The organism is Howardella ureilytica (assembly GCF_054657495.1).
The window spans coordinates 107,091-122,895 of the sequence record NZ_BAAHYP010000003.1; the positions used below are offsets into that span (position 1 = coordinate 107,091).

Sequence of the window (15,805 nt, forward strand, 5' to 3'; positions counted from 1 at the left end):
CTAAATATATTATACTGAAATGTAAATATTATATATGGTTATTTTTTTAACAATTATATTATTGTTTTATTAGGGAGAATTAATGATAAAAGGCATATTGTTTGATAAAGACGGAACTCTTATTGACTTCTTTTCTATATGGCCGGAGATAGCAAAGAGGGTAATTCCGGCATTTCTTGAATTAAACGGATTAAATGAACATAAAGATATGGAAGAGGATCTTTTCAAAAGTATCGGACTTCATGAAGGGGTGGTAGATCCCAGGGGAGCATTTGCATATAAATCATATACGGAAATATCCGAAGACATATGTGATTGTTTAAACAAATACGGTATTAACATGACCGTAAACGGTGTTTACAGACAGATAAAAGATATGTTTAACGACACCATGAGAAATGCAAACATGAAATATATTACATTTACGGATACCCCTAAACTTATGGAGAATTTAAGAGAGAAGGGGATAAGAATAGGTCTTGCCACATCGGATATAGAAGAGTCTGCATATAAAACTCTGAAAGAATTGGGAATATTTGACTATTTTGATTATATAGGATCGGATGACGGCATAAGAAGACCTAAACCGTATTCCGACATGTTTGTTGAATTTATTGACAAAACAGGATTATCCGCCGATGAGATTGCGGTGGTGGGAGATACTTTCAATGATATGTTGTTTGCGAAAAATAACGGAGGAACTGCCATAGGAGTGTTGTCAGGCGTAAGTTCAAGACGTGATTTGGAAGAAATTGCCGATTATATTATTGAATCGGTAGACGACTTACCCGGATTAACGGACAGATTGAATACAGATAAATGAAGGTGAATCTATGAATAAAAAGATAAAACATACTTTAAAAAGCGGGTTTACCCTGAGTTTAGCGGGAGGAATGGCTATAGGCGGCACAGCCGCGGGAATCGGAACAGGAATTGTTAATACATATGCCGCCGAGACTTTATCTAACCTTAAACAGGTATCCGTAAAGGACGGTTGGTACACATTCGCAAGTGTACAGGATGAATCATTTGTACTTGATATAAATGTCGGCGGTCCGGAGAAAAATAAAAATCTCAGATTATATAAAAATAACGGTTCAGAACAGCAGAAATTCTATATAGAATCTGTCGGAAACGGCGAATATAAGATAAATACAGGTGCAAGTAACGGAAATCTTACACTTAATGCCGTTAAAGGTGATAATTCTTTAGGCGATAATGTAAATCAGTATACTTATTCAAGCTCGTCATCCGACGAGAAATGGAAGATATATCAGGATACATCCGGAAATTATGTATTCCTTTCATCAACGGGCGATAAAGTATTGGACATATGCGGAACCGTAATGTCAAATAATACCAATATCTGGTTATGGAATTATTACGGCGCAAAAACTCAAAAATGGAAACTTAATCCCGTAAGTTCGGTAAACCATGTTATATCTCCGTTGAATAATCTGAAAGCTGCCACCGTGCAGGACGGATGGTACATGATATCATCTTCCGCAAACAATAATCTTGTGCTGGAAGTTAAGGACGGAGCCGATAAAAACGGTGCTAATATTTACGGAAATACAAAAAGTGAAAGTAAGAATCAACAATTTTATTTTGAATCCGTAGGCGGCAATGAATATGCCATAAAAACAGCCGTAAGTGATAAAAGAAAAGCCGTAGACGTATCCGGAGGCTCGCCTGAAAGAGGAGTAAACGTAAGGCAGTGGGAATATTATAACGGAAATGCAGTACACTGGAAGTTATATACGGACGATGACGGCAATTATGTACTTGTATCATCCACCGGAGAAAAGGTTCTTGATCTTACGGGAGCAAAGACAACGGCAGGTACCAATGTATGGACATGGGATTATTACGGAGCGGGAACACAGGAATGGAAACTTGTCCCGGTTGCAAATCCTATAGATTCTTTAAAACCCGCCACCGTGGAGAACGGATGGTATCAGATATTATCTTCGGCAAATAATAATTTAGCGCTTGAAGTTGAGAACGGATCCGATAAAAACGGCACAAACATTTTCGGAAATACTAAAAATAACAGTGCCAATCAAAAGTTTTATTTTGAATCCGTAGGCGGTAACGAGTATGCAATAAAGACATATGTAAGCAATAAGTCAAAGGCCGTTGACGTATCGGGGGGCTCACCCGAAAAGGGAGTAAATGTAAGACAGTGGGAATATTATGACGGAAACGCGGTACACTGGAAGTTATATACGGACGATGACGGCAATTATGTGCTTGTATCATCCACGGGAGATAAGGTTCTTGATCTTACGGGAGCAAAGACAACGGCAGGTACCAATGTATGGACATGGAATTATTACGGAGCGAATACTCAGGAGTGGAAGCTCAATAAGGTAAATGACATTGTTCCGGCAAAGATAAATAACGGATGGTATCAGATAACATCATCGGCAAACAGCAATCTTGCACTGGAAGTAAAGGACGGAGCCGATAAAAACGGCGCCAATATTTTCGGTAATACAAAGAGCGGAAGTAACAGTCAGAAGTTTTATATTGAATCCGTGGGCGACAATGAATATGCAGTTAAAACAGCCGTAAGCAATAAAACCAAAGCCATGGACGTATCCGGAGCATCTCCCGACAGAGGCACCAATGTCGGTCAGTGGGAATACTACGGAGGAGATGCCGTACATTGGAAGCTGTATAAAGATACGGATGGCAATTATATATTTGTATCATCCACGGGAGATAAGGTTCTTGACCTTACGGGAGCAAAGACAACGGCAGGTACCAATGTATGGACATGGGATTATTACGGAGCAAATACTCAGGAATGGAATCTTGTTCCGACAACGGCAAATATTTCATATGTACAGGAAATACCGAACGGAACATATACAATAGGTCTGGCGTCAAATAACAATTATGTATTTGACGTGGCTTACGGCAGCTCCAAAAATGCAACCAAAATACAGCTTATGAACAGAAACGGAGGAGTTGCCCAGCTGTTCAGAATACAATATGCCGGAAACGGTGAATATATTATAAATACAGGCGCGACTTTCTATAATTCAAGTATAGATGTACTGGGCGGAAATACGGCAAATGCAGTAATTGACCAATGGACAAACAATAACTTGAATACTCAGCGCTGGAGGATAACAAAGGTAGGAGACGGATATGTGTTCAGATCTGTCCTTGATGACAGTCTCGTATTGGACGCTTCGGGAATCGGAAACGGAGCACCGCTTACCCTTGCGGATTATAACGAAAAGGATAATACGCAAAAATTTACTTTAAGTAAGGGCAGTGCCTGGTATATAAGCGGTGACAGAAAGTATTACTTCAACGAAAACGGCAATAAGCCGGAAGTCGGAATTGATGTTTCATACCACAACGGAACCATTGATTGGGCAAAGGTAAAGGCCGACAACATTTCTTATGCGATAATCAGATCCGGTTACAGATCGGAATATACAAGTACGACAACCGGAAAAAGAAATATAGGCAAGGATGTAAAGTTTGAGGAGAATATTTCAAATGCCGAAAAAGTCGGTATGCCGTACGGAGTTTACTTCTACTCAACAGCAACAACCATTGCCGAGGCCGATGAAGAAGCAGATGCAATTATAAATGCCATAAAAGGAAAGAATCCTTCAAGGGGTGTTTATATTGATATTGAGTCCACGGTGGTATATCAGGAAAAGCTCGGAAATATATATAATTCTTATGCAAGAAGAAGGATTACGGACGTTACAAAGAGAGTCTGTGACAGATTAAAGGCAGAGGGATACAGCGTCGGCGTATATGCAAGTGAATCTTACTTTAAAGATGTTCTGTATTCTGACGAATTAGAGGGATATATGTGGGTTGCAAGATATTATACCAATACCCCGACCGATACCAATACACTTAATTTAAACAGCAGTATTCCTTATAAATACTGGCAGTATTCAAGTGTAGGAAGAGTTAACGGAATAAGTACCGATGTTGATATGAATACAACAGTCAGATAATTATTTTTATAAATGTAAGTTGCGGATATTTTCTGCGGCTTACATTTTTAATTTGTTAGTTTTTATTATTATTTTTGAATTTAAATATCTTGTTAAAAGAGTACAAAAATTGTTATAATAAAAAACAGAATTTGAGAGGAGATTTCATAATGGAAGAGAATATTATTGTTTGTAGAACAGCAGACGGAGATTTAACGGCATATGACAGCTTTGCGGATGCGGTTGCCAATTCGGTAGAGAACAGCGATAAGGATATTGCGGAGATTGCCATTACGGCCAATGATAATTATAAGTGTATTATCACAAGAAAGATCGGAAGAAAGGGTCTTCTTCTTCACGATATTCTTGAAGATAAGAACGCTACCGATGCGGAAAAGGAAGATGCAAGAAAGCAGCTTGATATTCTTGCAGACGGTATAGTTGCTGATTCTATTGCTACAATAAGAGATATGGAATCAGGTATCAGAGGCGAAGAAGTTGACAGTATTGAAGTAGTATTTTACAAGGGTTCATGTGATAATATCTATGTTAAAACCCGTGAATACTATGAGAATTATAAAAAGAGACAGGCATTGAGATAATATGGAAGATAATAAGAAGGGTTTTGGAGATATCTACAATTCAACAGGTAAAGTATCTGATGATGTAGAAACAGAGATTGTGGAAGAAGAGATTGCAGATTCTGAGGAATATGTCGAACAGGATAATGTAAACGGCAATGCCGATTCCGATGAATTTGACGAGGATGTTGATACATCTTTTGATGAAGCTGCCTATGAAGAGAAGATATTGTATAGAAATAATTTTGAATATACGACGCCTCTTCTTAAAGAGTTATATAAAGGTGTTTTAAAGTGGGATAAGGCAAGAAGAGTTAATTCGATTTTTATTTATTGTATTCTTGCCGCCAATGTTGTTGCAAATATCATATTCGCAATAATGGGTGAAACAAGACTTTTACAACTCCTTATTATATCAATGGTTCTTCTCGGAGCTTTATCGGTATTTAAGATATTGGAACCTACAATACTTGCAAAGCAGACATTGAGCGGATATCGCAGAAAAATCGGTGAACACATGATATGTGAAACCGCATTTTCCGAAGATGAATTTACAATGGAGGATGTCACTCTTAATCAGGGAAAGCATTATTCATATGAAGAAATAACCAGAGTAAGAGAAACCGAAACATTTGTGGTATTGCAGATCGGTAAGAAAGAAGTAATTCCTATTCATAAAGAACAATTTACGAAGGGAACTCTTAATGATTTCAGACCGTTTCTTATTAAAAAGATAAGACCGGAAGAATAATATAAACAAAAGAAAATACAGCGTAATGTGTTAATCGCATTACGCTGTATTTTTATATTTTATTACATATTATGAATCTTATAAATCGTCTATAAGAGCCGTACTTTTGGCATATGCCGTACTGCGGGCTTCAAAGAAGTCGGTCTTTACCATATTGGCGTTGGAGTATTGGCTTACCCATTTCATGTCTTCAGGCTCTTCGTTGTGTCCTTCAAACAGTGTACCGTATCCCAGTCCGGACCAACGGAGGTTGCCGAGATATAATATATAGTCTTCTACCATTTTCGAAGAAAGTCCCGGAATATTATTGCCTATTACATATTTACCCCATTCTATTTCCTGTTTTACACCCTGTTTAAGGAGTTCTTTAATCATGGTTATATTTTCGTCCGTAAAAAGTTCCGGTTCTTCCTTTTGCAGTTCCAGAATTATGTTTCTGAATAACCATAAATGAGTATTTTCGTCTCGGTTAATATATCTTATTTCCTGAGCCGATCCCGGCATTTTTCCGTTACGGCTTAAGTTATAGAAAAACATAAATCCCGAATAGAAGTAAATACCCTCCAATATATAGTTTGCCATAAGAACTTTTAAGAAAGTTTTTTTATCGGAAGATTCGGTAAATTCATTATAAATGTTTCCGATAAGGGTGTTTCTGTCCAACAGATGTTTGTCGTCTTTCCATTGATACAAAATGTCATTGCGCTCTTCGGGAGAACATATTGTATCAAGCATATAACTGTAGCTTTGGCTGTGCAGACTTTCCTGGAATGTCTGTATGGAGAGGCATAAATTCACTTCGTTTGCGGTTATATACTCGCTGATTCTCGGAAGATTGGCTGTCTGTATGGAGTCCAGAAATATAAGAAAACTTAAAATTTTATCGTATGCATTTTTTTCATATACGGAAAGCTTTGGATAATCTTTAAGATCCTGTGCAAGACTTATTTCTTCGGGAACCCAGAAGTTATTCATGGCCTGTCTGTACCAGTCGCTTGTCCATGGATATTTCAAATTATTAAAATCATTGAGATTGGTGGTATTGCCGCCTATCATTCTTCTGAGATATATATCAGTATCTCCGTCAGGATTAAACAGAGGTCTTTTTGTTAATTTATCCATATGAATGTCCTTTCTGAATATTATGTTGCACAGCTCTCACATTCTTCGACTTCGAGAGATTTGGAGCGTACATAATAGATTGTTTTTACATCATTTTCCCAGGCTTCGATATAAAGGTCAAGAACTCCCCTCATGGTGAATTTATCCGTAATATACAGATTCATGCTCTGTGCCTGATCTATGTGTCTGCTTCTTATGCCTGCGGCCTTTATACTCCATTTTTGGTCTGTTACATATGCCGATTTATAAAACCAGTATGTGTCGATGCTTAATTCCGGAGCGACTCTCGGAAGCATATGTCCTTTCTTTTCTTCAAGAAAGAATCTGTTCATAACAGGATCTACTCCTGCGCTTGTTCCGGCGATAATGGATGTCGATCCGGTCGGAGCAACAGCCATAAGATATGCATTGCGCATTCCGTACTTCGACACATTTTCTCTTACGGATGCCCACTCCTTTGAAGTATAATTTCTGGAACTGAAGTAAGATCCGTTCTGCCAATCGCTTCCTTCGAAGTAATCATACGAACCTCTTTCTTTAGCGAGTTCGCAGCTTTCTTCTATTGCATACATATTTATTTTTTCAAACAGCCTGTCAACAAATGACAAATGTTCCTCGCTTTCCCATATGAGCTTTCGTTTGGCCAGCATATGGTGATATCCTGATACGCCCAAGCCCAGACTTCTGTATGAGCGATTGGTTATTTTTGCATAAGGCGTAGGATATGAATTTAAATCTATAACGTTATCAAGAGCTCTGATTGCCGTATGAACCGTATCCCTTAAAACGGAATCGTCATCCAACGGAATATGTCCGAGCGAAAGACTTGCCAGATTACACACAACAAAATCTCCCGGTCTTGTTGTGGTTACCACAACAGTATCTCCGTTTTCGGTTTTTATCTCACGGCTTATTGTTTCTATGGGAGACATATTCTGTGCTATTTCCGTACAGAGATTGGAGCAATAAATTATACCCTGATGTTTGTTAGGATTCATTTTATTGACGATATCTCTGTTAAATGCAAAAGGAGTTCCCGTTTCAACGGCAGATTTTAAAATAAGCCTTACAATATCTTTGACTGACATTGTTCTTTTGCTTATTCTGCTGTCGTTTACACAATCAAGATATCTTTTTTCCCACTCTTCTCCGTAATAATCTTCGAGGGAATATCCCTTTACGGACAATATCTCATGCGGGCACATCATATACCAATCGGCATTTATATTTTCTTTTGCAAGCTTCCAAAATAAATCAGGATAACATATAGCAGGAAATACATCATGTGCTTTTAATCTGTCGTCGCCGTTATTTGTTCTTAACCCCAAAAATTCAGGAAGGTCCTTATGCCATACGTCAAGGTAAACAGCAACGGCTCCCTGGCGCACACCAAGCTGATCGACTGCAACAGCCGTATCATTTGCAAGTCGTATCCATCTTATTACGCCTCCTGCGGCGCCTTCAAAACCTCGGATTGAACTTCCGCTTGCTCTGACCTTTCCGAAATAGAGCCCCATTCCTCCGCCTGATTTACTTACCTGCGCAAAGTTATCTATACTTCTGTATATGCCGTCAAGGCTGTCCGGAACCGTGTCGATAAAACAGCTTGAAAGCTGATGAAACGGTCTTCTGGCGTTGGACAGGGTAGGAGTTGCCATTGTTACATAGAGCTTGCTTAAGGTGTCGTAGAACTTTCTGACCCACTTCATTTTGTCCTTCTTCTCATTCATTGCAAGATGAAGGGATATACCAAGATACATTTCCTGAGGACTTTCGAGAGGAATATTTTTTCTGTTTCGTATAACATATCTTTTCAAAAGAAGTTCAAGAGCGGAATATGTAAATAATTCATTTCTGGATTCATCTATATATGAATATGCTTCCTCAATCTCTTCACGGCTGTAGTGTGAAATAATATAATCTCCGTAAAGTCCTTCATTCGTAAGATATAAAATCTTTTCATAGAAGGAATTAATGCCGTGAGCTTTCTCTTTTTCCTTAAGTTCTGTCGCAAATTTAAAATTAAGAAGTCTTGCGGCAATGTACTCCCACTTGGGAGCCTGTTCACTTGAAAGTTCGGCGGCGGCATATATAAGAGCCTCAGTTATTTCCTCTTTTGTATCTCCGGCCTTAATAAAATTATTAAATTTATTGTTAAGGACTGAAAGAGAGTATACGTCTTCGGTAAAATCGTTTTTTATTTTACTCAGCACATCAAATAATTCCGGAATGCCTGTTTTTTCAGTTATCTGATGTTTAATATTGCGAAGACCGGCCTGTTTTTCACGGTATAATATATATTTTTTGGCTTCCGTAAGATATCCCTCTTTCATAAGAGCATATTCAACGGAGTCCTGTATCTGTTCGACAGACCATGTATCACTTGAATTTACGATAAGATTGTCCACGTATTCAACGATAAGGTCAATCTTGTCCTGCTGAATGGGAGTACCGCATGCAATAAAGCATTTTTTTATTGCATTGGCAATTTTGTTTTTATTATATTTCTGTTTTTCGTTATTTCTTTTTATTATATATATCATAAAGAACTCCTTATAACGGATTCGCGTATAAATAACATTACGGTTTATTATTAAGACAGATATTCTTTAAGTTCATCCAATCTTCTTATTGTCTGTTTATAACCGTCATTGTACATTGTAATAAGTTTTTTTCTGTCTCTTTCCATCATTTTGAATCCTTTTGTTGTCTTGGGGCGAAATACAATTACCTTCCCGTCGGATTCATATTTTTCCAGTTCTTCGACAGAACGGTTGTAATTATCATGGAAGTTGCTTAAAGCCACAAATAATTCATGATTTTTCTTAAATAACGGAAGAAGATGTTTAAGTCTGTCGTTGCTTTTTTTTCTGTAATATTTTTCTCTTGTGGATACAACGATGACTTTATCGCATCCGTCCGAAAAAGCTTTTTTAAACGGAATGGGATCTGTTATACCTCCGTCCAAATACTGCTTTCCGTTTAATTCTATTCTTGGAAAAAGAACGGGTAACGCGCATGTGGCCTGTAGAGCCACCATATTTTTATCGTTTGGGTCAAAAGAAAAATATTCAGCCTTACCGGTTGCCGTATTTGTTCCCACGCAAATAAAATCAACACCGTTTTTAATATATGCGTCGTAGTCAAAGAGAATTAATTCGTTTGGAACTTTATTATATACAAAATCAAGGCCGAATATTGAGCGGTTGTTTTTATTAAACCAATTTTTTAGACTCAGATAACGACTGTCGTCGCAGTATCTCATGATAATTTTAAGATTTCGTTTATATTGCCTGGTGGCGTAGGATACACCGTATCCCGCTCCTGCGGAAACTCCTATCATATAATCCGTATAAATGTGATTTGCCAAAAGAGCGTCTATTACTCCGCAGGCAAATATGGTGCGGTAAGCCCCGCCTTCAAAAACTATTCCGACTTTCATGATACCTCCGGATATACCTACACAATGCAAGCAGTTAATTAACATAATAATGCCATACAATTCTTGCACATTTGAATGTTTTTATCAGCTGTCAAAGGTATCATATTGTATAAACGTATGAAATGCAAAACAAAATGAGTGCAAAAAACATTGCATGAAGCTTCGGATAACAATGAATATTGCGGTTTGTGCTTCATGCAATGTTTTGTAAATATATGAATTATGAGTAATGAATATCTGTATAAGTGTCTTAATATACTGATATTTATTTTTTAAATATAGTATTCATCGTCCGGGTCATTTGTATTGTTAATATATCTTTTTCTTGACAGTATTAAGAATACAATCGCTGCCCCGAATATTGAAATACTTGTAATGATAACAACCACAACGGCAGTCTTTGTACCGCCCGTGAAAGGCAGCATAACAGTATTAGGAGTATAAATATAATTTTCAACATTAATACTCAAGTCGCCGTTATAAGATAAATTAGGGAAAATGCTTATCTTGTTGGTTGCTTCTCCGTCTATATTGTAAAGTAAATGGTGCCAATTTCCGGAAAAGTATACGTTAAAATCGTTATAAAGTACATTTCCATTATCATCCAATTCGTAAATATAATAAGTTCCGGTTTCCAGATTATCGAAGACGGCCGTTTTTTCCGTTCCCGAAATTTCACCGTTGTAAGTTATGGATTTGGTGCTTATCGGGTGTGAAAGATCTACACGGCCGGTGTCGTTATTGAGCTTGAAAAGGCCGAAGTTATATGTCGCATTTATATGCGCCGTTCCGTCTCTTGTATCGTTAACGATTTTATGAACTACTATATTAGGACGTCGGTTGGTTATATTTACGTTCAGAGTATTGCCGTTGTATTGAACATGTACATCGTTGCGGAATGTCTTAGGATATGTTCCGTCGGTATTTGCTTTTGCAATGGCCACATATCTGTTAATAGGCTCAAGGACATATCCGTTTGCGGATTTTACTTCTACTATCTTATATATCCTGTTGAAATAAAGATGTTCGTTAACGCCGAAGGTAAGATTACCGTTATCATCGGTAGTGCCTGTATATGTATTAAGGACAATATCGTTACCTGCACCGTCTTTATCCGGAGCGCCGTCTCCGACACCTGCGTCTTCGGAATCCTGTATTTCTTCAAGTTTAAACTCAATTCCCTTTAACTTAACGGACGAGTTTGTTCTGTCCATTTTATTAATTACTATATGCGGATTAGATCCGCCGGTACCCGAACCTGCAGTTCTGAATTCGGTGGTCTTTGTAATTGTGGTTGATTTTGTTTCAGTATATCCGTCCCAGCTTGCGGTATTTTTTATGGTTCCGGATACACCCGGTGCAAATGCCAGCAATGTATCATATTTTATTGTTAAAGGCGTATTATCAGGTACATTTATCCTTATAACAGGCTGTGTGTGATCGCTGTCATCAAGAGACAGAATATATCCGTTTGCATCTGTGCTTCCCTTTGTAAGTGTTTCTTCGGTAATGCTGTTGGTCACGACAAAACTGTCCAGCTGAGGTATTAAAGAATTTAATTTATCGACGATTGTTAATCTGTCGGAGTTAGGATCTAAATCTTCGGATAAATTATTTATGGTAAGAGTAAAAGGATATACGTTGCTGCTCGTACTTGTATTACCCAGTTGTTTCTTTAAAGTGTCTTTTTGTATTGTTACATAGTCGCTGTCATGACCTATTTCAGCGTCATTTTGAAACTCTTTTACATTATTAATAAACTGCTTTTGTCCGCCGTGCATTACCGCATCGTCGGTAACTCTTGTTACGAGCTGGAAGCCTATTGCATAGTCATATTGCTTGTTTCCCGCAATAAGTCCGTCAACTTTAAATTTAATTTTATTGCCCTTCTTATATACGGTTATCGGATAACTGTCGAAGCTTCCTGACGGTATGTTATATGTTATTTTTTCCCATCCGTCTCCCGGATTGTCAATCTCCGTTATGCGCGGATAGTTTTGTGCGGTATATCCGTTATGAATTGCCGATACCTTGAGATATGTAAATTCCAGACCTTCCGGTATATCGTCTTCAAGTATGACGCTTCCGCCGACATTGCCTTCATAATTTATTTTTATATGCCAGTCCGCATAAGTGCCTTTAGGCGCATTTATGGATTTGAGTATCTGACTGTCGGGATATATGTCTCTTACGCTGTTCGGACCCCAGTGTAAATTGGTAACGGTATTGCCGTCATAATCACCGTAAGCCCTGAATTCCTTATATATTTTCTCGTTCAGGAATATTTCTCTCTGATCTCTTGACGGATTGCTTAAGTCGTTGTAGTAATTTCCGCTGTATATGGTATTGGTTACCTGCATATAAGACTCTTTACTGGAAAGATTCTTATATGGATTAGTCTTTACCAGGATTAAAATCTTTTCACCGTCGTTAATTACCAAATTATTAAAACGTATATTAAAATTATCACCGCTGCCGTTATATGAATATTCCGCGGTTTTGCTGACATCCGTTATAATATTATATACATTTACGCCGGAGTATGTATATAATATATGCTTTTTAAGTTCATCAACGGTGGTAACGGAATTGCCGTCTTTATACTGACTGAACGTTAAGTCGCTGGGAACTTTGTATACGCTTATTCCGTCTTCGATTTGAAGTCGTTGATTCTCGGTATTTCCGATCAGATCTCTGAAGTATATGCTCTGCGGGATACGCTTTCCGGTAATTTCAATGGTCCAATATATGGTTCCGTGAGTATATGTACTGTCGGAATCATTTTTACTGAAGTACCAGAATTTCTTTTTTGTTGAGTAATCAAGTCCTCCGGAAATCTCCGTGGTTACATTCGTATTGAACGGATTTAGGGAATATGTTCCGCCCTTTCCGATGACATTGCCGTCCAATCGGAAAGAGTTGGTAACCTGAACTTTAGCTATATTATCCACATTTTGTGGTTTGGCATAGTATGTAAGCGTATATTTATAGTTTCCTCCGGGAAGTCCTATATTCTGCGGAGATGTCGTAAAGTTGTTCTTTCCGTCGATATTGATGTATCTGGTGGTGACAACATTGTTTGTGTCGGTTTGGTCAATTTTTAAATATCCCGTATAAACAAGATAGTCAGAACCAAGCCTGTCAATAAAGCTTAATGTGCTTGCATCAAAGTCGGGAGTGATATTTACCTGTACGGTGTATTTTACCGAACCTGCCGGAACCGTAAATGTACCGTTATCTGTTGTTATTGTCTGATCGGATTTTGTAATCTCGCTTTGTTTGGTATCCCATAACTTTTGTCCGATATCTCTGTTAACGGTATATTTGCCGATTTGTTTATTCGTATTGGAAGTGGCGGTTGTATTATCCTTAATGTTAATTCTTTGATTTCCGTATTTTGTAAATATCTCTTCGCTTACAATCAAATCATATGTTATCTGTCTGTGTTCGTTTTTTTGAAGAGAATCTATATATGTCGTGAGGGTTCTTCCGTTTACTGATGTGTTGCTTCCCCCGTTTATATTGGTATATTGAGTATAATCCTTATCGACATTGCTTACGAGCTTTACGTTTTTCAAAGGAAGATCCGACTCCGATGTTACGTCCAGTGTATAATGTATGGTATATGTGCCGTCGTTATTATTAATTACGTTTCCGGCTTTCTTTACAATCCTTACATTGGATTTCGGAGTATATCGTACCGTATCGGAATCTCTCTTATACGTTTTGGAATAAGTATCGGCTGTATTGACATATGGATCCAATATATCCGTATTTTTTATCTTTAGGGAATATTTTAAACTTTTTTCTTCATTGGCATTCATATCTCCGACATTCCATGTAATTTGATTGCCCTGTACGGACGTATTGACATTTTCGGAGAGTATTTGTGCAAATTCGGACTGATTGCTGAATGAATCGATTACCTTGACATCAGGTACGGGATTACTTTCCGTTTTTACCTTAAGTTCATAATCAAGGTAAAAATTTCCGTTATCTTCTCTTAATACCGGATTACTTTTCGTTGTTTGAATTTTGCCGTATTTCGATTTTAAATCGTCTTCGAAATTTATGTTGATGTCACTGCCGCCGATGCTTGTTTTTACGTCGCCGCCGTCTATTACATTAATATTGGGTACGGCATATAAATTGAACGTTCTTGCGGCAGGGTCTTCGGATTCGTCATACAGTCTTTCCTGAGAATCCACCCACTGTTTATCAAACTTTATTGTTATTATATTAGTACCGGCAGGAGTATCCACGGTTCCTATCTCAATACCGTTTTCAACTATTTTATTGAACTTTTCATTGGTTTTATAATCGTACGGCGGAGATATACCGGCAAATATATTCGGAAGTTCGGTGGCTACCGTATAGTCATTGGCCGCAACCTCTTCATGAGGAAGATTTTTCATTGTTATGGCTATTTTCATCCTTGTATTTCCAAGTATCCCCTTTGCACTGTCCGTTGGTTTGAATTGTTCCGATCCTACAGGATCCTCATAATATAATTTAACGCTTTCTATATTCTCGTCTTTAAGTATATATGCTTTAATATCCTGAATATTTACGACTGAAGCGTTGATTTGATGTTCGGCATTCGGCGAATTGGGAGCGCTGCCCGAATTGTTAATATTCGGTGAGCCTGTATTTTGCGTCCTCGTGATTGAAGGTGTATTTTCAGCTTCTGTACGTGCATTGAAAAAAATGGTTGTAAACAGAAGTAATGCAACCATTATTAAAGGGAATATTAAAAAAAACACGCTTTTGCGTAGATTTCTGCGCTTACTTATTGAAAACATAACTACCCCATCCCCAAACTTTAATAAATAATATGTTTATATCCAAATAAGTAACATTTGATTTTATATGATAATTACGGTGTAAAAGCTTGACGTCGCACATGCTTTTATGAGATTGACTACAAACTTAATTGCACTTATATATGTTATATTCTATTGCAACGGAGAATTTCTTTCTTGTACAATTGAAATTAAATGTATGGTTTGATACCAATTACATGAAGTTGTGACTATAATAAAGGAAATGAAGTATTATCCTCATATATTAAGGATATATATTCTTATAAATATTATCGTGAAAGGCATGCAAATGACTGATAATACAGTTTTGTCAATCGGGTCCGATATAACGGGAAAATATCCCACGGAAATTGCTCCGTTTGCATATAGTGAAAACAGGGACATTAAAGAGTTATATATATCGGAAAGCGTAAAAAAAATAGGCGCTCATGCGTTTTATAATTGCAGGAGCATTTACAGACTCACCTTAAAAAATGCAGCCGTGGATATAGGCGACGGAGCATTTAAAAATTGCGAGCGCCTCAGGGAAATATTAATATATTACGGAAACGGCGGTAATTTAAAAAGTCTCAAGTCAATACTTGCGGATATACATACGGAAGTAAAAGTTCATATTTTTTACGGCGACGGAGAGGCTTCCTTGATATTTCCGTACGGTATAGATAATTACGAAGAAAATACGCCTGCAAGGATAATAACCGAAATATCCGAAGGTTCTGGGAGTCTTTACAGAGAGAGTATTTCGGCCGGAGAGATTAATTACAGAGATTACGATAAAACATTTATTTTAGGCATGAATGTGGATCTTTATAAAGCGGGAATACGAATAGCCGTGGAAAGGCTGTTATATCCGTATCGCTTATCGGAGCAGGCAGAGATTAAATACAAAGACTTTGTCATCGAAAATATTTGTAAGGCGGTTATCATGCTTGCCGAATCCGGCAGGTCCACCGACATAGAGAGGCTTACGGATATTTGCATAACGGATAAGACAAAATTATGGAAAATTACCGACATAATGCGTGAAAAGGGTTATACGGACATACAGAGTCTGCTTCTTGATAAGTACAACAGATTATACGGACGGGAAAAAAAGAAATACGAATTCTGAT

At 37.6% G+C, this 15,805-nt stretch carries 9 protein-coding genes; 5 read left to right on the forward strand and 4 right to left on the reverse strand.

From position 1 onward, the window contains the following. The first annotated feature begins 82 nt into the window (after positions 1-82). The 4 genes from ACYQ1N_RS02510 (at position 83) to ACYQ1N_RS02525 (ending at position 5,306) form a co-directional block, all read left to right on the forward strand. Positions 83-823 (forward strand): HAD family hydrolase, encoded by a 741-nt coding sequence (locus ACYQ1N_RS02510; protein WP_459832357.1) that lies wholly within the window; start codon positions 83-85, stop codon positions 821-823. Between the two features lie 10 nt (positions 824-833). Next, on the forward strand, positions 834-3,995 hold the full coding sequence (locus ACYQ1N_RS02515) for an RICIN domain-containing protein (RefSeq protein ID WP_459832359.1): 3,162 nt from the start codon (positions 834-836) through the stop codon (positions 3,993-3,995). A gap of 149 nt (positions 3,996-4,144) precedes the next feature. After that, positions 4,145-4,576: a hypothetical protein gene (locus ACYQ1N_RS02520; protein WP_459832361.1), complete on the forward strand. Its 432-nt coding sequence runs from the start codon at positions 4,145-4,147 to the stop codon at positions 4,574-4,576. 1 nt (position 4,577) lies between these two features. Beyond that, positions 4,578-5,306, forward strand: a complete 729-nt coding sequence (locus ACYQ1N_RS02525; RefSeq protein ID WP_459832364.1) for a YcxB family protein — start codon at positions 4,578-4,580, stop codon at positions 5,304-5,306. 78 nt (positions 5,307-5,384) lie between these two features. Here the strand turns inward: ACYQ1N_RS02525 and ACYQ1N_RS02530 are convergent, their stop codons facing one another. From ACYQ1N_RS02530 to ACYQ1N_RS02545, 4 genes are all read right to left on the reverse strand, one after another. After that, entirely contained in the window at positions 5,385-6,428 is a 1,044-nt protein-coding gene (locus ACYQ1N_RS02530; protein ID WP_459832367.1) for a ribonucleotide-diphosphate reductase subunit beta, read from the reverse strand. 20 nt (positions 6,429-6,448) lie between these two features. Beyond that, a complete protein-coding gene (locus ACYQ1N_RS02535) occupies positions 6,449-8,971 on the reverse strand; it encodes a ribonucleoside-diphosphate reductase subunit alpha (protein WP_459832369.1) in 2,523 nt (840 codons plus the stop codon). A 50-nt stretch (positions 8,972-9,021) separates the two neighbouring features. Continuing rightward, positions 9,022-9,870, reverse strand: a complete 849-nt coding sequence (locus ACYQ1N_RS02540) for a patatin-like phospholipase family protein (protein WP_459832371.1) — start codon at positions 9,868-9,870, stop codon at positions 9,022-9,024. A 272-nt stretch (positions 9,871-10,142) separates the two neighbouring features. Continuing rightward, positions 10,143-14,672: a SpaA isopeptide-forming pilin-related protein gene (locus tag ACYQ1N_RS02545; RefSeq protein WP_459832373.1), complete on the reverse strand. Its 4,530-nt coding sequence runs from the start codon at positions 14,670-14,672 to the stop codon at positions 10,143-10,145. Between the two features lie 310 nt (positions 14,673-14,982). On the opposite strand from ACYQ1N_RS02545, the gene ACYQ1N_RS02550 reads away from it, so the two are divergent. Continuing rightward, complete coding sequence (locus tag ACYQ1N_RS02550; RefSeq protein WP_459832375.1) at positions 14,983-15,804, forward strand: leucine-rich repeat protein; 822 nt, start codon at positions 14,983-14,985, stop codon at positions 15,802-15,804. Position 15,805 lies beyond the last annotated feature (1 nt).